Consider the following 22,450-nt stretch of genomic DNA (forward strand, 5'->3'; position numbering starts at 1 on the left):
GGGAACTCGTCGGGGAGTCGTGGGGTCGGCCTCGGCCGGCTCGCCCACGACGTTCGTGCGGTGCGTCCGTGCGGCAGCGCGCGGACGTGAGCACCCTACGCGAGGGTGGGAGCGCCGTCGGACCGCGCTCCGCCCTGCGGGGACGCCCTGCCGGGCGCCGGACGAGACGGGTCGGGCGGGGGCGGCTCGTGCCGCCGCCCCCGCCCGGTGCGACCCGGGGCGGACGGCTCACGCCGCCCGCCCCGGGTCATCGGCTCAGCCGCAGCTGACGGCCTCGTAGGCGGCGTCCGCCTCGAACGTCCGGCCGTCACCGGTCGCGGAGACCTGCGCGACGCCGGCCTCGACCGACGTGGCACGCGTCGCGAACGACTGGTACGCGGAGGCACCCGGCTGGACGCCGGTCACCGTCTTCGTCCCGAACGGCGTCGTGAGCGTGACGTCCGCCGGCACCGTGTCGTCGTTCGTGGCACGGACCGCGACGTAGACCTTGCCCGCGAGGCAGCGGGTCTGGACCGTCGTCGAGATCGCGAGCTCCTCGACGGGCTCGTCGGTCAGCTCCTTGAACCGGATGTTCCGGTAGTTGACCATCTCGCCGTTGCCGTGGTTCTGGATCCCCACGAAGCTGTTGACCAGGCGGGCCGGGTCGGTGCTCGTGAAGTCGTTGACCAGCACGTCGTTGAGGTAGACCCGGATGCGGTCACCCTCCACCCGGATGTCGTACGCGTTCCACTGGCCGACCGGCTTGAGCGAGGCCTCGACGGCCGCGGCGTCGGCACCCTGGAACGTGTAGATGGCACCCGTGGTGCGGTCGGCGGCGTCCGTCGCGTCGATCTGGATCTCGTAGCCCTTGTTGACGGCCACCCACGGGTCGTCGCCCGGGTTCGGGAACCCGACGAACACGCCGCCGTTGTCGTCCTTGAGGAGCTTCCAGTCGAGCTTCAGGCTGTAGCTGTCCCCGAGCTCCTGGTTGAACCAGAGCAGGCCCATGCCGCCCGCGCCCTGGATCGAGCAGTCCTCCTGGCGGCCGAAGCCACCCGGACCGGCCATGCGCCAGCCCGCCTGGAGGCTCGCGAGGGTGCCGTCGAAGAGGGCGGTGTAGCCGTCCTCGACCTCGCCCGGGGTGCAGATGTCCGGGTTCTCGCCGATCGAGAGCACGTCGATGTTGATGTTGCCCTGGTCGCCCGTCTCGTACGCGAGCGTGATGGTGTTCGTGCCCGCCTGGAGCTCGAGGTCGCGCGTCTGCACGCCCCAGTCCTTCCAGCTCCCCGTGGTCGGGAAGTTCCACTGGCCGAGGTCCTGGCCGTTCACGTGGAGCGAGACGTTCTTGGACCGCAGCTCGGTGTACGGGTGGATGCCGTTGGCGTAGCGCACGTTCACCGGGTAGGTGCCCGCCTCGGGGACGGTCACGGAGAACGTGCGGCCGGAGCCGACGCTCGTCATGCCCGCGGCGAAGCCGGAGCCGGAGTAGTTGCTGTGGTCCGAGCCGATGCTCGAGCCGCCGAGGGGCTGGGCCAGCTCCGCCTCGTACCAGCCGCGGTCGGCCGGGGCGACGTAGCCGGGCAGCGAGTTGAGCGTGTACCAGGCCTCGGTGCTGAGGAGCTCCGCGCCGTCGGCCGAGGCGAACGGGCGCGGGGACCGGACGTAGACGACGTGGCCGGGCTTGAGACCGTCGATCTTCAGCGTGACGGTCGTGCGGTCCTCAGACACCTGGGCGTCCGTGACGAAGAGCGGCTGCTCGTCGACCTTCGGGCCGCCGTACTGCTGCGTCGGCACGTAGCGCCACTGCTTGATCTGGTACGCGTCGGCGAGGTTCTCGACGACCTCGTCGGAGACCGGGTCGGTGTACTCGATCTCGAAGCCGCCCTCGACCACGCGCATCTCCTTCATGTCGAAGGAGTCCTCGTTGACGGGGACGAGCTTCTGGAGGCCGAACCGGAGCTTGCCGGACTCGCCCCAGTTGCCGCCCTCACCGGTGCCGCCGGCGTAGAGCGCGCCGTCGGGGCCGTAGATGACGCGGTTCACGCCGACCTCGAGACCCGCGGTGTGGCGGAAGACCGCACCCTGGAACTCGCCGTCGACCTTCTCGAGGAACGCGCGCTGGATGCCGCCGTACGTGACGTCGCCGAGCAGCATCTGGCCCGCGAACTCGCCGTCCTCGACGAGGATCGGGTTGCCCGGGGAGTTGGCGATCTCGTTCTGCGGCAGCCACACGGCCGGCGGGGCGACGGGGTTCGAGTCGAACGGCCCGGCCGGGTTCGTGTAGTGGTTGTAGAACTTGTCCTGCTGGATGTGGATGAGCTTGTTCGACGGCAGCCAGGCACCCTGGTTGTCCGTCGCGAAGATCTCGCCCTCGGGGCCGAAGCCGATGCCGTTCGGCGTGCGGAGGCCGCCCGCGACGTAGCTCACCTCGCCCGTCTCGCGGTCGATCTTGATCGACGTGCCGCGGTTGGCCGCGGGCTGCGGGTTCGTCGTCGCGCCGCCGTTGTTGATGGCCACGGAGAGGTTGACGTAGAAGTAGTCCTCGTCGTGGATCAGGCCGAACGCGAACTCGTGGAAGTTGCCGCCGTCGGGCCACTCCGCGATCTTCGTGTGGGTGTCGTAGAAGCCGTCGCCGTCGGGGTCGGTGAGCTGCGTGAGCTGGTACCGCTCCGAGACGAAGATCGAGTCCTCGACGACCTCGATGCCCATGGGGTTGAGCAGCTCGTCCGCGACGAGCGTCGCGGTGACGTCCTCGGGGCCGTCGGCCGTGGTGACGCCGTCGAGGAAGTACACCTCGCCGGACACCGGGTCGGGGCGCCAGCCGCCGGAGCTGACCTCGCCCGTCGTCACGACGGCGAGCTGCTCGTCCGGCGTGAACGCCAGGCCGGAGACCTTGGGCTCGAAGCCCGCGGGGCGCAGGTCGACGAGCTCGTAGTTGGGGTTGACGGAGTCGAGCCGCAGGCCGTCGCCGGCCGTGTCGGTCGCGCCCTCGCAGTACTTGTAGCCGGGCGCGGTCACGCGCACGACGCCGGCCTCGGTGCTGAGCGCCGAGGTCGGGATCACCTGGAAGGAGGAGCTGCCCGGCGTCTTCCACGCGAGCGTGAGGCGCTGCTTGTCGCTGCCCTCGTAGTAGTCGACCCGCAGGTCGTGCACGCCTGCGGTGAGCGTCGCGCTGCCCTCGACGGAGGTCGAGTCGTTGGGGCCGTCGTTCTCGAGGACGAGCTGGCCGTCGATGTAGACGAGCGCGCCGTCGTCGTTGGTCACGCGGAACTGGTACTGGCCGTCCGCCGGGACGTGCAGGTTTGCGCTCACCTGCGAGATGAAGTTGTCCTCGGCGCCGAACTGCTCGGCCGTGGACCAGTCGATGGTCGGCATGAGCTTGTCGACGTTGGGCGTCTGCCCGGACTTCAGGGTGCAGACCCCGCCGGGGTTCTGCGCGAGCTGGAAGGTCCGCAGCGTGACGCCGGGCTCCTGCTCGGGGAGATCGGCCGCGGCGGGGACGGCCCAGCCCGCGACGACCAGCGCGCCGAGGGAGAGGGCGGCCGCGCCGCGTCGGTACCTGATCCGGCGGGACACCGGCAGGCTGGTGCGTTCGAGCATCGTTGCTCCTTACTCGGTCGGACTACGAGTCCACGGAGCGTAACCCCTGCCTGGCCCCGTCGATGACAACGCTGGACAGGCTAGCCCCCGTTCTATCGATGTGTCTACAACTTCCGTCGCACCGTCGACAAAAGTGCTCCCATCAGCGGGGACGTACGCTCACGGCATGACCGCACGCCACGGAGACATCGCCGACCGGACCGCGTCCCGCCCGTTCGCCCAGGTCGACGTCTTCACCCGCACGCCGACCCTCGGGAACCCCGTCGCGGTCGTGCTCGACGCCGTCGGCCTCACGGACGAGCAGATGGCCGCCTTCGCGCGCTGGACCAACCTCTCCGAGACGACGTTCCTCCTGCCGCCCACGCCCGACGGCGCCGCAGGCGGCGCCGACTACCGCCTGCGGATCTTCACCCCGGCGGGCGAGCTGCCGTTCGCGGGCCACCCGACGCTCGGGTCGTGCCACGCGTGGCTCGAGGCGGGCGGCAGCCCGCGCGCGGGGGACGTCGTCGTGCAGGAGTGCGGCGTCGGGCTCGTGACGATCCGGCGCGAGGAGGGCACGGAGCGGCTCGCGTTCGCCGCGCCCGCGCTGCTCGCCGACGAGCCGGTCCCGGCCGACGACCTCGCGGCGATCGTCGCCGCGCTCGGCGTCCCCGACGAGGCCGTGCTCGACCACCGCGTGCTCGACAACGGGCCGGGCTGGCGCGTCGTCCTGCTCGACTCCGCCGCGCGCGTCGCGGGGCTGACGCCCGACTGGACCCGGCTGCGCGCGGAGCACCCCGACCTCTCGGTGGGCGTCGCCGGCCTGCACGGGGACGACGGCGGCCCCGACGGCACCGCCGTCGAGGTGCGCGGGTTCGCGCTCGCCATGGGCATCCCCGAGGACCCGGTCACCGGGAGCCTCAACGCCGTCGTCGGGCAGTGGCTCACGCGCGACGGCCGCCTCCCCGGGCGCTACGTCGCCGCCCAGGGCGCCGCGCTCGGCCGGGCGGGGCGCGTGCACGTCGAGCGCGACGGCGCCGGGACCGTCTGGGTCGGCGGGTCGAGCGTCACGTGCGTCGCGGGGACCGTCCGCCTCTGACGGGTCGCCGCCGCGGAAAACGGAGGCCCGGAGGCCCGCCCGCTCCGTAGACTCGGGCAAGTGTCAACAAACCCTCCGGTTTCCGGACCGGCGCGCGCCCTGACGGACCGCGCCGTGGTCTCGCGCGCGCGGTGGGCGCTCATGGTGCAGTTCGCGCTGTTCGGCGTCATCGGCACGTCGTGGATGAGCCGCCTGCCGTCGGTGCGCGAGGCGCTCGGGCTGAGCTCGGGCCAGCTCGGCGCGCTGCTCGTCGTGGGCGGGGTCGGCACCCTCACGGCCGTCGTCGTGACGGGCGCGGTCGTCGCGCGCTTCGGCAGCCGCACGACGCTCGTCGTCGCGACGTCCGCGAACGTGGTCGGGTTCGGCCTCGTCGCGCTCGGCACGGCGACCGGCAGCGTCGGCGTGTTCGCGGCGGGCGCGTTCCTCAACGGCATGTGCGGCGCGCTGACCAACGTCCCCATCAACATCTGCGCGGCGTCGGTGGAGCAGCACGTCGGGCGCGCGATCCTCCCCCACTTCCACGCGGCCTTCTCCATCGGGGCGGCGTGCGGGGCGCTCGTCGCCGCCGCGTTCTCGTGGGCGCACGTGGGCATCGCCACGCAGGTCGTCGTCGTTACACTCGTCGTCACGGCGGCCCGCGCGCTCCTCATCGCGCCCGCGACGGCGATCGCGCCCGAGCGTGCCGCGGCGCGCACGGCGGCGGCCCACGGCGCCCCCGCACCCCGGCGCGGCGCGGGCGTCCGCGCGGCGCTCGCCGCGTGGCGCGAGCCGCGCACCCTCCTCATCGGGCTCGTGCTGCTCGCGTCGTCGCTCTCCGAGGGCTCGGCGGGCAACTGGCTGTCCATCGCCGTGGTCGACGGGTTCGACGTGCGCGAGGCGCTCGGCGCGGTGGCGTACGGGACGTTCGTCGGCGCGATGACGGTGTTCCGGTTCGCCGGCACCGGGCTCATCGACCGGTTCGGTCGCGTCGCGGTGCTCCGGGCGTCGGGCGCCTCCGCGCTCGTCGGGCTCCTCGTGTTCGGCCTCGCGCCCACGCTCCCGCTCGCCTGGGTCGGCATCGTCCTGTGGGGCTGCGGTGCGGCGCTCGCGAACCCCGTCGCGATCGCCGCGGCGTCCGACGATCCCGCGCACGCCGCACCCCGCGTCGCGGTCGCGACGTCGTTCTCCACGGTCGCGATGCTGAGCGCTCCCCCACTGCTCGGCCTGCTGGTCGACGGCGTCGGGGCCCGCCACGCGCTCCTCGTGATCTGCGCCGCCACGGTGCTGTCCCTCGCGGTCGCGGGCCAGGTCCGGCCCCTGCCGCGTCCGGCGGCGCCCGCCCCGGCCGACGACCTGCCGGAGCCCGGCCGGGAGCGCCCGGTCGGGTCCCGCTAGGGGGACGCGTCGCGCGCCCGCCGCGGCCCCGGCGCACACTGGCGGGTGTGAGCCTGGCAGCCCGTGCCCCGCGCCGAGCGCCCGCTGCCGCGCGGTGGGGGTGGGTCGTGGCCGCCGTCGTGGCGGGCCTGGCGTTCCTCGTGCGGTGGCACCTCGTCGGTGGCTCGGCCGGGATCGGCGGGTACCGCGGGTACGACGACGGCGTGTACTTCTCGGCCGCGGTGGCGCTCGTGCACGGCCGCGTGCCCTACCGCGACTTCCTGCTCCTGCACCCGCCCGGCTCGACGCTCGCCCTGACGCCCTTCGCCACGCTCACCACGTGGACGAGCGACGACCACGCCCTGGTCGCCGCGCGCGTCGGCATCATGCTCGTGGGCGCGGCCAACGCCGTGCTCGTGACGCGCGTGGCGCGCCGGTGGGGCACGACGGCGGCCGTCGTGGGCGGCGTCCTCTACGCGCTGTCGTACGCCGCGGCGTGGGCCGAGCGGCTCACGCTCCTCGAACCGCTCGGCTCCCTGTGCCTGCTCGGCGGGGTCGTGCTGCTGCTCCGCGGCCTCGACCGGCGCCAGGAGGGCACCGGCCGCGAGCGCCCGTGGCTCTGGGCGGGCGGGGCCGTCCTCGGGCTCGGTGCGACGGTCAAGATCTGGGGCGTGGTGCCGCTGCTCGTCGTGCTCCTCTGGCTGCTGCTCGCCGCCGGGTGGCGCACCGCGGCCCGTGCGGCCACGGGCGCTGTCGTCGCGCTGGTGGCGGTCCTCGGCCCGTTCCTCCTCGCCGCGGGGTCGGACATGGTCCGCATGGTCGTGCTCGACCAGCTCACCCGGCCCCCGGCGACGACGGACCTCGAGCAGCGGCTCGTGTGGCTCACGGGGACCGGCGGCCTGCGCGACCTCGTGCCGGAGCAGGAGCAGCTCGTGGTGGCGTGGACCGTGCTGGCGCTCGGGACGGTCGCCGCGGTCGCGGCGTGGGTCGGGCGGCGCGGGCGGCTGTGGGTCGTGCTGCTCGCGGTGCAGGTCGGCGTCCTGCTGCTCTCGCCGTCCGCGTACCCGCAGTACGCGGCGTTCTCGGCACCGGCGCTGGTCCTCGTCCTGGCCGCCGCGTGCTCGCTCCTGCCCCGCCCGAGCCGGGTCGCGGCGGGGACGCTCCTGAGCATCGGCGCCACAGCCCTCCTCGTGGCCGCGGTGCAGACCGCACCGCGCCTCGCCCCGTTCCCGACGGCCGAGGTGGCGGCGGCGCTCCCCGACGACGGCTGCGTCCGCGCCGACTCCCCCGGGGTCCTCGCCGTCCTCGACGTGCTGAGCCGCGACCTCGAGCGCGGCTGCGAGCTCCCCGTGGACCTGTCGGGGTACTCGTACGACCACGGCGCGCGGGACGCCGCCGGCGAGCCGGTGCCGCGCCGTCGGAACCTCGCGTGGCAGGAGGAGGCGCTGCGCTACCTGACGTCGGGGTCGTCCGCCGTGCTCGTGCGGTCGACCGGCAACGGGTTCAGCGACGAGACCTGGCGCGCGCTCGACGCCGCGACGACGACCGTCGTCGACCGGCCGGGGGTGCGGGTGCTCGTCCCGCACGACGACGTCACGCGGCCGGGAGGCTGAGCCTGCGCCCCGCGACGGGGACGCTCAGGCGCGGGCCCGGTACCGCTCCACGGACTCGTGCCGAGGTTCCCCGGCGTCAGTCCGGCTCCCGGGCGGCGGCGATGCGCATCGTCACGTGGCTCGCGTACTCCGCGGGCTCTCGGTCGACCTGCACACGCAGCGACCCTGGGGGGACGTCGACGATGCGCTCGTTCTCGGCGTCCCCGATCGCGAGTCGCCCGGACGGGCAGCTGAGCTGTCCGTCGAACTCCGCAACTCCCGTGGGCAAGGGCTCACCGACGACGACGGTCACGGTGACCGTCGCGGACGGAGGATCCACGCCCTCGGGCCAGTCGTCCGAGACGTCGATGTCGGCGGCATGGAGCACCGGCACGGCCAGGCAGGACGGTGACGACGTGATCGCCTCGTCGCCGAGGTCCGGGGGAAGGTCGAAGGACTCCTGCTCGTCGAAAGCAAGGAGGAGGCCCCACCGGAACGGTTGTGTCCACTCGAGCTGCACCCCCGCACCGTATCGAAGGCGCCGCGCCGCTCAGGTGCGCCAGGTGACGGCGTCTCCACCACCGTCGCTCCGGCCCGGACACCTCACGGCGCAGGTCTCGCCCAGGGGTCCCGGTCCGCTGCCGGGCTGCCGACGGGCACGCTCGGGGACTCCTCGGTCGTCGGCTCGTCCGCACCGCCCGCGGCACGCTCGGCGAGCGCGGCGGCGACGGCGGCGTCGACCGCGCGCTGCTGGGCGGTCCGCGCCCGGCGCCGCGCGCGGACGCGCCAGACGACGACCAGCGCCACGAGGGCGAGGAGGCCGAGCGCGACCCACGGCACGGCCCAGGTGGTGGCGGTCGCGACGACGCCCGGCACGACGACCTCCGGGTCGGGCACCGTCCCGGGCAGCGGCACGACCTCGCCGCCGACCGTCAGCGTCGCGACCTCGCGCCCGAGCGGCCAGACGCCGTCGACCTCGACGGTCCGCTCGACGGACGAGCCGGGGAGCAGCTCGGGCACGTCGACGTCGGTCGCGGACGTCGCGCCGAGCCCGAACGGCCCGGAGATGCGGACGGCGGTCGCCGGGGCGACGCGCGCGTTGCCCTCGTTCGTCACGGTGAACGTGACGGTCGCGCTGCCGGGCGCGAACGGGTTGAGCGTGCCGTCGTAGGCGAGCCGCACGTCGTCGACCGCGAGCGCCGGGGCGAGCTCGCCCTGGACCCGCAGGTGCACGCGCGAGCCGAGCCGCCGGTCGGTCGTGACGCCGTCCTCGGCGACCACGACGAGGGACGACACGACTCCGGCGGCGTAGTCTCCCGGCGTCGCGTCGTCGGGCACGGTGACGGTGAAGGGGACCTCGACGCGCTCCTGCGGAGGGATCTCGACCTCGGCCTGGTCGAGGGCGATCCACGACCCGAGCGCGGTCGACTCCTCGCCCGCGGGCAGGAGGTCGAGCGTGCCGTCGTCGGTGAGGAAGCCGTCGGCGGCGTACACGGCGAGCGCGAGCGGGGTGTCGCCGTGGTTCGAGACGACGAGGCTGTCGCGCAGGGAGCCGCCGGGCGCGAGCGAGTACGCGAAGTTGGGCCGGTCCACGCCCTGGGCGGTGTCTCCCGGACGCACGCCCCACTGCACGGTCTGCTCCGGGTCGGGCGCGGGGGCGTCGTCGGTCGCGACGGCAGTCCGCGCGGCGGGCGCGACGTGGCCGGGGGCCGCGGCGTCCCCGGGGAGCGCGGCGGCGGCGGGCGCGGCGGTCAGCGCGAGCGCGAGCAGGGGCCCGGCGAGCGCGCGCAGGGCGCGGGACGCCGGGGCGGGAGAGGTGCGGCGGTGGGTCATGCGCTCGGTCCTTCGTCGGTGCAGGTGGGGCGGCTCGGACGAGAGCCGCCGGACCGGCCGGCCACCACGGCGTGCGTGGCGGCCGACCGGTCGCCCGACCCGTGCCGGGCCGGGCTGCGGTGTCCCGCGGGATCAGCCCAGTGCGGTGAGCGTGATCGTCGCGGTGTAGGTGCCGCGCGGGGTGTCGAGCGGCATCTTGAGGTCGAGCTCGGCGCCGACCACGGACGCGCCGCGCGCGTGGCCCTCGTCGGCCCGCGCGAGGGTGCGTGCCTGCTTGAGGCCCTCGCCCTCGTCGAACCCGGACGCGACCGGGGCACCGGCGACCGCGTCGCCGCCGTTCTCGATGACGCCCGGCGTCCAGCCGAGGTGCTTGCCGTCGACCGTCTGGCCGCCCGCCGTGAAGTCGGACACCTGGCCGGTGACCGACCACGCCGGGTCGCCCGCGCGCGTGTCCTGCACGCGCACGGGGACGAGCTGGCCCTGGGCCTGGTAGTAGCTGAGCTCCTCGTCGGCGACGCCGAGGTCGACGAGGCGCGACGAGCCCTCGAGCGACCACGTGAGCTCGCCCCCGGACTGCTGCGGCACGGTGACGGCCACGGCCTGGTCGCCCTCGGGCGCGGCCCCCGGCTCCTCGCCGGTGTGGTCGCCCTCGACGCCGCCCGCGGTGTTCCCGGGCCCGAAGACGGCGGCCGGGTCGTTGCCCGTCGCGCGGATCGTGCCCTGGACCGTCGTGCCCGCGACCCGCAGGTTGCCGGCGTTGCCGCTGAGCACGAGGTCGCCCGCGACCGCGTTGCCCCACTCGTCGGCCTCTCCGGACGCCGTCGCGCCGACGAGCAGGTCGCGCGCACCGTTGCTCACGGTGAGCGTGCCCCCGACCACGGCGCCCGCGACCGTCACGCCGAACGCGGAGCCGTCGAGCGTCGCGTCGCCGCGCACGGACGTGCGCAGCAGGTCGACGTAGCTCGCCTCCTGCGTGAGCAGCCCGCCGGAGACGGTCGAGTCGCTGATCTCGACGTCCACGCCCCCGGCCGCGACGTCGCCCCCGACGGTGAGGTCGTTGAGGTACAGGAACCCGTTCCGGGTGCCCGCCGAGTAGACGCTGACGTCCCCGGCGACGCTCGTGCCGTCGAGCAGCACGCCGTACGCGTCGGTCGCGACGACGTCGCCCCCCACGGTCACGGACGTCGCGTCGAGCCAGCCGCCCGGCTGGACCACGACGTCGCCCTCGACGGTCGCGCCGCCGAGGACGCAGTCCGCGCCCCCGGGGACGACGAGGTCGCCGCTGACGGTCCGGTCGCCGAGGTCGGTCGTGCACTCGACGTCGGCGGCCTGCGCCGCGGGCGCGACCGCCGTGGCCGTGGCCACCGCGAGCAGCGCGGCGGCCGGGACCTTCCACTTCCACTTCATGTGATGCTCCTTGTCAGGTGTGGTCGGTCCGCGTCAGCCGCGGAGCGAGGAGATCTCGCCGTAGCTGCGGCGGGCGTTGCCCAGGGAGTTGAGGGCGTTGCCGGGCTCGGCCACGGTCGCCGCGTTGTCCTGCTCGTACAGCCCGAACCGCTGCCCTCGGTCGCGGAGCTGGGAGAGGAACGCCTGGTAGGGGATGTCGCCGGCGCCGAACTCGATGATGTCGTAGCCGTTGCCGCTGGACTCGTTCGTCTTGCCGTCCTTGAGGTGCAGGATCGGGAAGCGGCGCGGGTCGCGCGTGACGTAGTCGATCGGCTCGAACCCGGGGTACAGGTGGCGGCCCACGTACGCCCAGTAGACGTCCATCTCGAAGAACACGAGCTCGGGGTCGAGGTTGTCCCACAGCAGGTCGTAGACGCGCTGGTTCGTGTCGTCGCTGGTGAACGCCCACTCCTGGGCGTGGTTGTGCGAGTAGAGCTTGAGCCCCGCCGCGCGGGCCTTCTCGCCCATCTGGTTCCAGGTCTCGCAGGCCTGGAGCCACTGCGCCTTGGGGATGGGTCCGCCGTAGCCGCCCGCGATGGGTCCGCCCTGGCCGAGGTGCGGCATGCCGAGCGCGAGCGCCTTCTCGATCTCGGTGTCGATGTTCGCCGGGGTGAGGTTGACGTGCGCACCGACGGCCCGCAGGCCGTTGTCGTCGAGCAGCTGCCGGATCTCCGGCACGGTGATCGCGCCGACGCTCCCCTGCGTGTAGCCCGCGAACTCGATCTCGGAGTAGCCGATGTCGGCGAGCTCCTCGAACACGGCCCGGAACCCGAGCGAGCTGACCTTGTCCCGCACGGTGTAGAGCTGGATGCCGATGCGGTTCACCGGCACGAGCCGGTTGCGCCCGCCGGACGGCGCGACCGCCGTCGGGAGGGCGCCGCCGAGCGCGTTCGCCGCCGACGGACCGAGGGCGGCCCCCACGCCCACGGCGACCGACGACGCCGCGAGCGCCTTGAGCAGGTTGCGACGGGTCATCGGCTTGGCCGAGACCGTCGGGTGGTGATGTGAACTCATGTCTCTCCTTCGAGGTGAGCCGCCCCGGGACCGCACCCGGGGACGCCTGGGGGCCGGTGGCCCGGGCGGGTCGCCCGGGCCACCGGTGGGACGGTCAGCTGCGGACCGTGAGGGTGAGGTTCACCGTGCTGGGCGCGACCCCGGCGGACCCCTGGTAGCGGGCCTGCACCTGGTAGGTGCCGGTCGCCGCGAGCTTGGGGAGCGTCACGACGACGTCCCCCGCCTCGTCGAGCGTCCCGGTGAGCGACGCGACGGTGCCGTTGTTCTTGCGCACCGTCACCTGCACGTCGCCCGTGGGCACGACGCCGGTCGACGACTCCACGTGGAGCGTCGCCTTCGCCGCGACGGCGGGCTTCACCGGGTTCGGCGCCACGCTGCCCGTCGTGGTCGACCGGGCCTGGGCCACCGTGAGGCGCACCGTCCCCGCCGACGCCGTGTAGACGCCGTCGGCGCCGTACGTCGCGGTGAGGGTGTGCGTCCCGACGGCGAGCGACGGGTCGATCGCGATCGTCGCCGTGCCGTCCGCGAGCGTCCCGCGCCCGACCTCGGTCTCGCCCGTGGTGAGCACGACCTCGCCCGTGGGCGTGCCGCCCTCGCCCGTGACCGTGACGACGGCCTCGCCCGGCGCGCCGTAGGAGACGCGCGCGGCGCCGACGGAGACCGTCGTGGCCGAGGCGACCGTCGGCTCGTCCGGGGCGTCGAGGTCGATCGTGAACGACACCGCGCCGGCCTCGGAGACGTTGCCGCCCGTGTCGGTCGCGCGGTAGAGCAGGTCGTACGCGCCGTCCTGCGAGAACGTCACGCCGTACTGCTGGTTCGCCGTGAGGTTCGTCCACGTCGCGCCCGCGTCGCGCGAGTACTGCACGCTCGCGACCGCGCCGTCGTCGGTGGCCTGCACGGAGAACCGCACCGGCTCGTTGAACACGCCGCCGACGCCCGTGGGCGTCTCCGGCGCGAGCGTGTGCGCGACGGTCGGGGCGGTGACGTCCGCCGCGCCCGCGCCCACCATGGTGATCGCGTCCACCGCGAGCTCGTCGGACGACGTCACGAACAGCGTGCCCGAGCCCTCGGGGGCGTCGAACGTGATCTCGACGTCCTGCCAGCCCTCGCCCGCGGGGACGACGGCGGTCGCGAACGGCTCGGCGTCGGCCGCGCCCCAGCGGAGCTCGAGCTCGCCGCCGCCGCTCGCGCGGACCACGGCGCCGTCGATCCCGGCGAAGCTCACCGGGTCGTACCGCAGGAAGTCGCCCGCGCCGAGCCCGCGGACGGCGTTGCCGCCCCGCGCGGTCGCGTCGGTGAACACCTCGACGCCCTCGCGGCCGATCGCGTGCTCGCCCTGCTGCTCCTTCGGGTTGAGGCGCAGCGTCGCCTCGCCCGTGGCCGGCGGGAGGCCGTTGTGGCCCGCGTCGGTGTACGTGACGACGACCGCCCCGTACAGGAGCGCGCCCGGGCCGTGCTCGGGCGAGTTGGGGTCGGTGCGCCACGCGCCCGTGCAGCCCGTGCCCGTGGACTCGGGGTGCGCGTGCTCGTCGTGCCCGAGGCCGTACGTCCACGCGACGCGCGAGCACACGGTGCCCGAGCCCGCCTGCGGGTCCTCGAAAGCGGCGGCGTACGCCTCGAGCACGTCCGCCACCATCTGCGCGGTGACGGCGCCGCCGGAGATCGCGACGAGCTCGTCGAGGGTGAAGCCGGAGGCCTCGCCCAGCGTCTCGGCGTCGACCCCTAACGTCTCGACGAGGACGTCGTGCCCGATGGCGTCCGCGAGCCACTCGCCGATCTGGTCGCCCGACGTGAGGTGCGGCGTCGGCGCCTCGCCGCCGCCGAGGTCGTCCTCGGCGTCGGTCGTGGTCACCTTGTACGGGACGGCCTGGCCCCAGTCGAAGAACGCGCCGTCGGCCGGGTACTCGATCGTGACCTCGGGCGCCTGGTTCCCGACGGAGATGACGCGCGACGTGAGGGAGAACTTGCCCGACGCGTCGGTGACGCGCAGGCGCGCGGTGTACGCGCCGATCTCCGTGTACGTGTGCGTCGCCCGGACGCCCTCGGCGTCGAACGTGCCGTCCCCGTCCACGTCCCACGCGTAGGTGAGGTCGTCGCCCTCGGGGTCGGACGACGTCGACGCGTCGAACGTCACCTCGAGCGGCGCCTGCGACGACGACGTGGGCGTCGCGGTGAAGCGCGCCTGGGGCGCCTTGTTGCCCTCGGCGTAGTCGATCCGGTACAGGCCCGCGTCGGGGTTGGCGCGGAAGAAGCCGTCGCCGTAGTCGAGCACGTAGAGCGAGCCGTCGGGACCGAACTCGAGGTCCATCGGGTTGTCGTGCGGCGGCTGGCCCGCCGCGGCGAGCGCGGCGTTCGGCAGGAAGTCCTCGATGTGCGTGACGTCGAAGGTCTCCCAGTCGACCGTGAACGCGGCGAGGTAGTCCTGCGAGAACTCGCCGAAGAACGCCTTGCGGTCCCAGTACGCGGGGAGCTTCGTGGTCGACGGGTTGTCGGCGTCGTAGTGGTAGACGGGACCACCCATCGGCGCCTGGCCGGAGCCGGAGCCGAAGTTCACGAGCTCGTCCCACGGCTGGTCGCCCGGGTTGTCGCCGTACCAGAGCGTCGCGGCGCGGGCCGGCGGCAGCTCGCGCAGGCCCGTGTTCCAGCGGGAGTCGTTGACGAGGTTCTCGGGGTCGAAGAACTCCCCCGGCGTGCCCGTCGCGAAGTCCCAGTCGTTGTAGGCGAAGTTGTCGCCCTGGACGTAGGGCCAGCCGGCGTTGTGCGGGTCGTCGAGCGAGACGACGTTCCACTCCACGAGGCCCATGGGCCCGCGGCCCGCGGTCTCCGCGACCGCCTTCGTCGCGTCGGGGCCGTAGTCGCCCCAGGAGAGCGAGTTCGTCTCCGGGTCGACCTCGAACCGGAACGGGTTGCGCACGCCCATGACGAAGATCTCGGGGCGCGTGCCCTCGGTGCCCGGCGCGAACAGGTTGCCCTCGGGGATCGAGTACGAGCCGTCGTCCTCGACGTGGATCCGCAGGATCTTGCCGCGCAGGTCGTTCGTGCTCCCCGCGCCACGGCGCGAGTCGAAGCCGGGGTTCATGCCGGGGGCGTCGTTGTTCGGCGCGAAGCCGTTCGCGCCCGGGGTGCTCGCGGGCGTGTTGTCGCCCGTCGTGAGGTAGAGGTTGCCGTCGCCGTCGAAGTCGATGTCCGCCCCGACGTGGCAGCACTGGCCGCGCTGCACCTCGACGTCGAGGATCACCTGCTCGCTCGCGAGGTCGATCGTGTCGCCCGTCCACTGGAACCGCGCGAGGCGGTTCACGCCCACCCAGCGGTCCCAGTAGCTCTCGTCCTCGCCCGCCGGGAGCGAGTTGGGCGCGTTGCCCGTCGGGGTGTCCGCGACACCGTCGCCGTCCGCGTCGCGCGGCGCGTAGACGAGGTAGACCCACCCGTTGTCCTCGAACTCCGGGTCGAGCGCGACGCCCTGGAGGCCGTCCTCGGAGTTCGCGTAGACGTCGAGCGTCGTGACCACGCGCGTGACGCCCGTCGCCGGGTCGGTGAGCCGCACGTCGCCGTTGCGGGCCGTGTGCAGGACGCGCGAGTCCGGGAGGATCGCGAGGTCGATGGGCTCGCCCACGTCCTTCGTCAGCAGCACGCGCTCGTAGTTGGACCAGTCGAGCGCCGCCTCGGCACCCGGTTCCGCGCCGTGGTCGACGCCGTCGTGCGCGACGGCAGGTGCCGTCGCCGCGCCCAGGCCCGTGAGCGCGAGGGCGCCGGCGGCCAGAGCCGCGGTCACCCGCCGGTTCCGGCGCGTACGCCGGTCGATATCCTTCATCTGATGCCGCTCCTGTGAGGTTCAGTCGCCTGTGAGGGGTCATCCGGACCGGGTCGCCCCCGTCGCGCCAACGACGGAATCAGGGCGGCTCGGTCTGTCTGTGCTGGTGGGAGGGCTGCGCGCCCCCTGCCCGGTGGTCCTCCTCGTCTCGTCGTCGAGCGCGATCCCCCCGCACGTCGTCGTGCGGACGGAGAGTGCCACCACGTGCACCGGGGCACGCGCGGAGGCGGTCGGGCCGTAGCGGTCGGGTGAAATTCACCTACCACTCGGTCGTCATCCTACGAGGCTTCTGTCGGGTGTCAATCAAAAGTCGAAAGTCCGCCGATGCACGGACTAGAGGCAGGAACGCAGCCGAATCCTGACTGCGCTGTCGGGTTCGGGAGCTGACCTCGAGCGCGCAGAGATCCCGCCAACGATCCGCCGTCGAGCACGTCGAGGCCGACGGCCTGCACGCCCGCTGCGCGGGCCTCCCGGCGTCCCGTGGGCCGAGAAGGCCGCGAGCACGGGAAGAAGGGGGTGCCTCTTTGGCAAGAATGAGGCTATTCACAGGCTCGTAGTCCGGACAGTATGAGCGCATGAAGTCGGTAGCTCTGAGCGAGGCGAGGGACAGGCTGTCGGCCCTGGTGGACGAGGCCGAGCGAGAGCTCCAGATCATGCGGATCACCCGGCAGGGGCGCGGTGCCGCGGTGCTGATGGCCGGGGACTACCTCGAGTCGCTGCGCGAGACGCTGTTCTGGCTGTCCGAGCCCTGCGTGCTCGACGACGTCGACGGGGCCCGTCGCGCCGCCGCCGAGGGCGCGACGACGTCCGGTGACGACCTGCGAGCACGGTCGGGGCTGCCGGCCCGGTGACCGCCGACCAGACCCCCAGCGTGGCGGCTCGAGGTCGCGACCGCGGCCGAGCGGTTGTTGCGACGCCTACCGCACAAGGTCGCGACCGCGGTGGTCAGGACCGGTACACCCAGTGCCACGGTTCGCGCGGGGTGTCCTCGACGAAGCCGAAGCGGCCGCCGTTGGTGCGCATCCACGCCTGGGCCCGGTCGTCCAGGTCGAGGTCGACCGCGATGCCCCAGCCGTGCGGGCTGGTCCCCGGCTCGGCGGCGAGCCCGCCCTGGGAGTACAGGCCCTTGCGCGCGGCGACGTCGACCTGCGCGTCGTAGGACCGGTAGGAGTCCGTGATGCCGATGCGGACGCCGTCCCGCGCCGCCTCGGCGAGCAGGCCCTCGAGCGCCTGGCCCGCGGGCGCCCAGAGGCGGTGGCCGGTCGTCCCGACCTCTTGCAAGGCGGTCCGGGGGATCTTCCCGTTGCCGTAGGCCGCGAGGTCGCCGGGGACACCGTCGACCGTGCGCGTCCGGTCGGGACCGGTCGCTCCCGCCACCGGGGTGCTGCCGGTGCCGGTCGAGCCCGCCAGCACCGTGCTGAGGAGCTCGTCGAAGCGCGCGCCGGAGCCGGTCGCGACCGCCTGCGCCGCACCGGGATCGACAGCACGGACGTCGACGGCGCGGGCGGGACTGAGGGTCGCCTCGATGGCAGCCACGCGCTGCGCGATCGCGGTGATGCCGTCCATCCGGTCGTCCTCCTGGGGGGCGCGCCGGCGGTGGCGTCCACCGGTCGGCACTCCCTATGCACCGCGACGAGCGGTCTGCCGCCTCCCCGCGTCGCAGCGACCGCGCCGAGCGCCCGCTCCCGGCTCGACCGCGCGCGACTCAGACGGTAGCGCCGGGGCGCGTGGCCGCCTCGAGGAGCTCGAGCACGTGGACGTAGTCCTCGCCCGTGGCGCGCGACATGCCCATCTCGCACGTCCGGTTGCTCGACACGTACGCGTCGAAGCGCCCCTCGGGGAGCGTGCCGGCGCGGTGCGCGACCTCGTCCGCCTCGGCGCGCGTCGCGCCCGCGGTGAGCTCGGGGTGCAGCATCCCCCGGTCGCCCGCGAACCCGCAGCAGCCCCAGGCCGTCGGCACGGTGGCGCGCTCGGCGACGGCCTCCGCCACGGCCCGCAGGTCGTCCACGGCGCCCAGGTGCACGGTCGCGCACGTCGGGTGCACGACGACGTCCCCCGCCCGCGCGACGTCGACCCCGCGCGCCGCGAGGCCGGGCAGCACGTCGGTGCGCACGAACGTCACGGCGTCGACGACCCGCAGCCGGGCGAACCGGTCGCGCGCCCGCTCGTCACGCGGGTCCGTCCCGGTGAGGTGGCGCGCCGTCTCGGCGAGGCCGTGGGTGCAGCTCGACGCGTCGCACACGACCGGCAGCTCGCCCTCGCGCGTGGCGACCCACAGCGCGTCCACGACCTTGCGGGCCATGGCGGCCGCGCCGTCGGGCAGGCCCTTGGACGACCACGGGGTGCCGCAGCACAGCCCGCCGATCCCGTCGGGGACCACGAGCCCGACGCCCGCCCTCTCGCACAGCGCCCGGAACGCGGCCTCGGCCCCGACAGGGCGGCTCGCGCCGTCCCCGCCGCACGCGCCCGCGGGCAGGCCGGCACCGGCGGGCGCGAAGAGCTCGCCCATGCACGACGCGAACAGCACCGCGCGCGCGGAGGTGGCGCCGCCGTCGGGCACGACGGCCGTGGTCCCGCGGCGCGGCCCCGGGCCGGGCAGGTCGGCGTCGACGCGCGGCACGACGTCCGTCCCGACCACCCCGCGGGCGACGTCGGACGCGACGCGCACGAGCGGTGTCGGGAGGCCCTGGACGACGCCGAGCGCGGCGCGCAGGCCCGTGACCACCGGCCCCCAGTGCTCGGCGGCGGCCGCTCCCCCGCGCTGCACGAGCCGCGGCTGCGACCGCGCGCGGTGGCCCTTCATGACGACGCCCGTGTCGATGCCCACGGGGCACGCCTCGACGCACAGCGAGTCCGCGGCGCACGTCGCGACGCCCTGGTAGGCGTACTGCCGCTCGAGCTCGCGCCGCTCGGCGGGCGGCGCGGCGGCCATCTCCTTGAGCAGCGCGATCCGCTGGCGCGGCGTGGTCGTCACGGTGCGCGACGGGCAGCCCGGCTCGCAGTACCCGCACTCGACGCAGCGGTCGACGAGCGCCGCGTCGTCCCCGCCCGCCGACGACTCGACCTTGAGGTTGCGCAGGTGCTCGTGGTCGTCGTCGGTGAGCACGACGCCCGGGTTGAGCAGGCCGTGCGGGTCGAGCAGCCGCTTGACCTCGCGCATGACGGCGTAGAGCTCGTCGCCGTACTGGCGCCGCACGAACGGCGCCATGATGCGGCCGGTGCCGTGCTCGGCCTTGAGCGTGCCGCCGTGGCCGAGCACGAGGTCGACGAGGTCGTCGCTGAACGCTGCGTACCGGTCGAGCTCGGCGCGGTCGCCGAGGCGCGGCGTGATCATGAAGTGCAGGTTGCCGTCCTTGGCGTGCCCGAACGTCACCGCGTCGCCGTAGCCCCGGCGCTCGAAGAGCGCGCCGAGGTCGCGCACCGTCGCGGTGAGGTCGGCGACGGGGACGGCCACGTCCTCGAGCAGCGCGGTGCTGCCCGCGGGCCGCGCGCCCGCGACGGCGGTGTACAGGCCCTTGCGCACGCGCCACAGGCGCTCGCGCGTCGCGGCGTCGGTCGTCACCGCGGCGGGGACGGCGAGGGATCCGGCGAGCGAGCCGACGACGTCGCGCGCCGCTTCCTGGAAGGGCGCGAGACCCTCGGGGGTCGCGGCCCGGTACTCGACGAGGAGCGCGGTCTGCCGGCGGATCCCCGCCCCGGAGGCGAGCGAGCGCATCGAGGGGTCGGCGGCCGGGTCCGCCGCGGCCACGCGGAGCGACGCCGCGTCGAGCAGCTCGATCGCCTCCGCGCCCGACGCGACGAGCGGCACGAGCGCGTCCGTGGCGTGCTCCAGCGAGTCGAGCACGAGGAGGGTCGTCGCCGCGTGCGCGAGGAGCGGCACCGTCCGGAACGTCACGTCGGCGACCCACCCGAGCGTGCCCTCGCTCCCGACGAGCAGGTGCTCGAGGATCTTCACGGGCTCGTCGTGGTCGAGGAACGCGTTGACGGAGTAGCCCATCGTGTTCTTCATCGAGAACTGGCGCTCGATCTCCGCGCGCGCCGCCGCGCTGCCCCGCACGCGGTCGCGCAGCTCCGCGAGACCGCGGTGGATCGCGGGCTCGGCGGCGCGCAGGCGCGCGTCGGCGTCGGGCGCGCCCGTGTCGACGACCGTCCCGCTCGCGAGCACGACCGTCATCGCCTCGACCGTCCGGTACGCGGTCCGCGCCGTCCCCGACGACATGCCCGACGAGTTGTTCGCCACGACCCCGCCGATCGTGCACCCGATCTCGCTCGCCGGGTCCGGGCCGAGCCGGCGCCCGTGCCGCAGCAGGTGCGCGTTGACGAGCCGCAGCGTCGCGCCGGGCTCGCAGCGCACGCGCTCGCCGCCGTCGAGCACCTCGACCCGGGTGAAGCGCGTGCGCGTGTCGACGAGCACGCCCGCGCCCGACGCCTGGCCGGACAGGCTCGTGCCGCCGGAGCGGAACGTCACCGGCAGCCCGCGGCGGGTCGCCTCGCGCATCGCGGCGACGACCCCGTCGCGGTCGTGCGCGCGGACGACGACCTCGGGCCGCAGGAGGTAGTGCGACGCGTCGTGCGCTTGCGCGACCCGCGTGAGGAGGTCCGTGCGCAGCTCGAGGCCGGGCGTCTCGACGGTGGTCACGGGCGCGTCCGGCGGTCGTAGCCGAGGCGGTGGGGCTGCACGGCCTCGTACGTCGCGCGCAGGTTCGCGGTCGTGCGGTCGTACAGGCGCTGCGCGACGCGCACGAACAGGAAGTCGACGAGCGCGAGCTGCGCGATGCGGCTCGACAGGGCGCCGGACCGGAACTGCGTCTCGCGCGCCGTCGTCGTGAGCACGAGGTCCGCGTGCTCGACGAGCGGCGACTCGGGGAAGTTCGTCACGGCGACGGTCGTCGCGCCGCGGTCGCGCGCGATGCGCAGGGCGTCGTTCGTCTCGACCGTGAGCCCGCTGTGCGAGACGCCGACGGCGACGGCGCCCTCGGCCAGGAGCGCCGCGGACTGGAGCTGGACGTGCGGGTCCGGCGACGCGAAGCACAGCAGCCCGATGCGCTGGAGCTTCTGCGCGAGGTCCTGCGCCGTGAGCCCGCTCGACCCGACGCCGAACAGGTCGATCCGCGTCGCCTGCGCGACCGCGGCGGTGACCTGCTCCAGCGCGTCGAGGTCGAGCATGCGCGCCGTCTCCTCGATGGTGCGCGCCTCGTGGAACGCGATCTTCGTGACGACGTCGTGCAGCGTGTCGTCGGGGTCGATCTCGCCGTGCGCGACGTTCGCGCGCTCCTGCTCGACGGCGCGGCGGCTCGTCGCCTGCGCGAGGTCGATGCGGAACTCCGGGTACCCGGCGTACCCGACGGCGCGGCAGAACCGCACGACCGTCGCCTGCGACGTCCCGACGAGCGCGGCGAGCTCCGTGATCGTCTTGCCCACGACGGCCGCCGGGTCGGCGAGCACGGCCTCGGCGATGCGCGCCTCGGCGGGCCGCAGGCTCGGCAGGGCCTGGCGGATGCGGACGAGGCCGTCGGCGGTCATGGGGTCTCCTCGGCGGTGGTCGGGTGCTGCGGGGCGGTGCCGGGCGGCGGGGTCGGTGGCGCGACGGTCGATGGCGCGGCGGGGTCGCCGAGCGTGAGCCAGGGCACGTGCCCGACGACGGAGCCCGGCGCGGTCGCGAGGCGCGCGGCGAGGTGCAGCGCGCCGTCGAGCGGCGTGCCCGCGGGGTCGACGAGCACGACGTCGGGCCGCAGCACGGCGAGCCGCGCCCGGAACGCGTCGGTGAGGAGCGGGCCGATCCCCAGCACCCCGCCGGTCGCGGCGGCGAGCGGCGGGACGCCGTCGACGAGCGCGGCGGCGAGCGTCGTCGCGAGGTGGGTCCCGGCGCCCGCGAGGACCTGCCGCGCGACGGGGTCGTCGGCGCGGGCCGCGGCCGCGACGTCGGGCGTGAACGACGCGAGCACCTGGGCGCGGTCGGGGCGCGTGTAGAGCTGCCCGGGCCACGACGGCACCGGGCCGAACCGCGCGACGGCGGCGGCGAGCAGCGCCGGCGAGCCGCCGGAGTCGCGGCCGTCGTGCGCGGCGACCGCGGCCCGCAGCCCCTGCGCGCCGATCCACGACCCGGAGCCCAGGTCGCCGAGCAGGTGGCCCCACCCGTCGACGCGGTGCCACACGGTCCCTAGGTCGGTGCCGAGCGCGATCGCCCCGGTCCCGACCGCCACGACGGCGCCGGGACGGCCGCCCAGCGCACCGACGTGCGCGGTGAGCGCGTCGGCAGCGACGGCGGTGCGCGGGCCGGGCCGGCCGGCCGGGTCGCCGGTGACCGCGAGGCCCGCGGCGGGAGGGAGGCCCGTGCGCAGCGCGGCGTGCAGCTCGGCGGGGTCGCGCACGAGGGACGCGAGGCCGGTCGCACCGACCGCTGCCGCGGCGACGCCGTCCGCGGCGAGGGCGGGGACCGCGGCACGGAAGGCGTCGAGGAGGTCGCGCACGACGTCCGCGGCGTCGCTCCCCGCAGGCCCGATCGCGACCGGTCGGCCAGCGAGGGCGACGTCGTCCGTACCCGCCCCGCTCCGCGCCGCAGCGGGCAGGCGACGGGCGAGGAGGCGGCTCCCCGACCCCCCGACGTCGAGCCCGACGACCCACCGGCCCCCGGACGTGCTGCTGCTCACGGGCCCAGTGTGGCACAAAGTTTCACAGCAGAGAGGCAAAAGGGAGATTCTTGCCAGGGCTCTGGGGCTGCGTGCGCTCACCGTACGCCGCCCG

Annotated in this window: 14 protein-coding genes; 4 read left to right on the plus strand and 10 right to left on the minus strand. The window is 74.7% G+C overall.

The annotated features are described in order from the left end of the window. Nucleotides 1–255: 255 nt before the first annotated feature. On the minus strand, nucleotides 256–3,579 hold the full coding sequence (locus MT994_RS01885; protein ID WP_354804874.1) for a family 16 glycoside hydrolase: 3,324 nt from the start codon (nucleotides 3,577–3,579) through the stop codon (nucleotides 256–258). Between the two features lie 166 nt (nucleotides 3,580–3,745). On the opposite strand from MT994_RS01885, the gene MT994_RS01890 reads away from it, so the two are divergent. From MT994_RS01890 to MT994_RS01900, 3 genes are read left to right on the plus strand one after another with little or no spacing between them, the layout of a single operon-like run. Next, complete coding sequence (locus tag MT994_RS01890; RefSeq protein ID WP_251177260.1) at nucleotides 3,746–4,657, plus strand: PhzF family phenazine biosynthesis protein; 912 nt, start codon at nucleotides 3,746–3,748, stop codon at nucleotides 4,655–4,657. Nucleotides 4,658–4,717: 60 nt separating this feature from the next. Then, a complete protein-coding gene (locus MT994_RS01895) occupies nucleotides 4,718–6,031 on the plus strand; it encodes an MFS transporter (protein ID WP_163185239.1) in 1,314 nt (437 codons plus the stop codon). A gap of 47 nt (nucleotides 6,032–6,078) precedes the next feature. Further along, a complete protein-coding gene (locus MT994_RS01900) occupies nucleotides 6,079–7,623 on the plus strand; it encodes a glycosyltransferase 87 family protein (RefSeq protein ID WP_354804876.1) in 1,545 nt (514 codons plus the stop codon). 76 nt (nucleotides 7,624–7,699) lie between these two features. On the opposite strand, the gene MT994_RS01905 is transcribed toward MT994_RS01900, so the two are convergent. The 5 genes from MT994_RS01905 to MT994_RS01925 form a co-directional block, all read right to left on the minus strand. After that, nucleotides 7,700–8,122, minus strand: a complete 423-nt coding sequence (locus tag MT994_RS01905; RefSeq protein ID WP_354804877.1) for a hypothetical protein — start codon at nucleotides 8,120–8,122, stop codon at nucleotides 7,700–7,702. Nucleotides 8,123–8,205: 83 nt separating this feature from the next. Then, nucleotides 8,206–9,435 carry a DUF916 domain-containing protein gene (locus MT994_RS01910; protein WP_354804878.1) on the minus strand — a complete coding sequence of 410 codons (1,230 nt, stop codon included), beginning with the start codon at nucleotides 9,433–9,435 and terminating at the stop codon, nucleotides 8,206–8,208. 132 nt (nucleotides 9,436–9,567) lie between these two features. After that, nucleotides 9,568–10,842: a hypothetical protein gene (locus tag MT994_RS01915; RefSeq protein ID WP_354804879.1), complete on the minus strand. Its 1,275-nt coding sequence runs from the start codon at nucleotides 10,840–10,842 to the stop codon at nucleotides 9,568–9,570. Nucleotides 10,843–10,875: 33 nt separating this feature from the next. Beyond that, nucleotides 10,876–11,895 carry a sugar phosphate isomerase/epimerase gene (locus MT994_RS01920; protein ID WP_354804881.1) on the minus strand — a complete coding sequence of 340 codons (1,020 nt, stop codon included), beginning with the start codon at nucleotides 11,893–11,895 and terminating at the stop codon, nucleotides 10,876–10,878. Between the two features lie 94 nt (nucleotides 11,896–11,989). Further along, entirely contained in the window at nucleotides 11,990–15,667 is a 3,678-nt protein-coding gene (locus MT994_RS01925; protein WP_354804883.1) for a PQQ-dependent sugar dehydrogenase, read from the minus strand. A gap of 614 nt (nucleotides 15,668–16,281) precedes the next feature. Here MT994_RS01925 and MT994_RS01930 point away from each other — a divergent pair. Then, a complete protein-coding gene (locus MT994_RS01930) occupies nucleotides 16,282–16,557 on the plus strand; it encodes a type II toxin-antitoxin system Phd/YefM family antitoxin (RefSeq protein ID WP_021483283.1) in 276 nt (91 codons plus the stop codon). Nucleotides 16,558–16,651: 94 nt separating this feature from the next. Here MT994_RS01930 and MT994_RS01935 read toward each other — a convergent pair whose 3' ends face one another. From MT994_RS01935 to MT994_RS01950, 4 genes are all read right to left on the minus strand, one after another. Then, complete coding sequence (locus MT994_RS01935; protein ID WP_354804884.1) at nucleotides 16,652–17,272, minus strand: M15 family metallopeptidase; 621 nt, start codon at nucleotides 17,270–17,272, stop codon at nucleotides 16,652–16,654. A gap of 139 nt (nucleotides 17,273–17,411) precedes the next feature. After that, a complete protein-coding gene (locus tag MT994_RS01940) occupies nucleotides 17,412–20,345 on the minus strand; it encodes an FAD-binding and (Fe-S)-binding domain-containing protein (protein ID WP_354804885.1) in 2,934 nt (977 codons plus the stop codon). Then, on the minus strand, nucleotides 20,342–21,229 hold the full coding sequence (locus MT994_RS01945) for a MurR/RpiR family transcriptional regulator (protein WP_021482220.1): 888 nt from the start codon (nucleotides 21,227–21,229) through the stop codon (nucleotides 20,342–20,344). The genes MT994_RS01940 and MT994_RS01945 overlap by 4 nt, the downstream gene beginning before the upstream one ends. After that, nucleotides 21,226–22,356, minus strand: coding sequence for a BadF/BadG/BcrA/BcrD ATPase family protein (locus tag MT994_RS01950; RefSeq protein WP_354804886.1), 1,131 nt, complete (start codon nucleotides 22,354–22,356; stop codon nucleotides 21,226–21,228). The genes MT994_RS01945 and MT994_RS01950 overlap by 4 nt, the downstream gene beginning before the upstream one ends. Nucleotides 22,357–22,450: the final 94 nt, after the last annotated feature.

It is taken from the genome of Cellulosimicrobium sp. MI9406 (assembly GCF_040595865.1).
Lineage (GTDB): Bacteria > Actinomycetota > Actinomycetes > Actinomycetales > Cellulomonadaceae > Cellulosimicrobium > Cellulosimicrobium funkei.

Coding starts and splice junctions, on each gene's coding strand:
- MT994_RS01935 (WP_354804884.1), bottom strand. CDS start 17,272: ATGGACGGCATCACCGCGATCGCGCAGCGCGTGGCTGCCATCGAGGCG.
- MT994_RS01945 (WP_021482220.1), bottom strand. CDS start 21,229: ATGACCGCCGACGGCCTCGTCCGCATCCGCCAGGCCCTGCCGAGCCTG.
- MT994_RS01885 (WP_354804874.1), bottom strand. CDS start 3,579: ATGCTCGAACGCACCAGCCTGCCGGTGTCCCGCCGGATCAGGTACCGA.
- MT994_RS01915 (WP_354804879.1), bottom strand. CDS start 10,842: ATGAAGTGGAAGTGGAAGGTCCCGGCCGCCGCGCTGCTCGCGGTGGCC.
- MT994_RS01920 (WP_354804881.1), bottom strand. CDS start 11,895: ATGAGTTCACATCACCACCCGACGGTCTCGGCCAAGCCGATGACCCGT.
- MT994_RS01890 (WP_251177260.1), top strand. CDS start 3,746: ATGACCGCACGCCACGGAGACATCGCCGACCGGACCGCGTCCCGCCCG.
- MT994_RS01930 (WP_021483283.1), top strand. CDS start 16,282: ATGAAGTCGGTAGCTCTGAGCGAGGCGAGGGACAGGCTGTCGGCCCTG.
- MT994_RS01910 (WP_354804878.1), bottom strand. CDS start 9,435: ATGACCCACCGCCGCACCTCTCCCGCCCCGGCGTCCCGCGCCCTGCGC.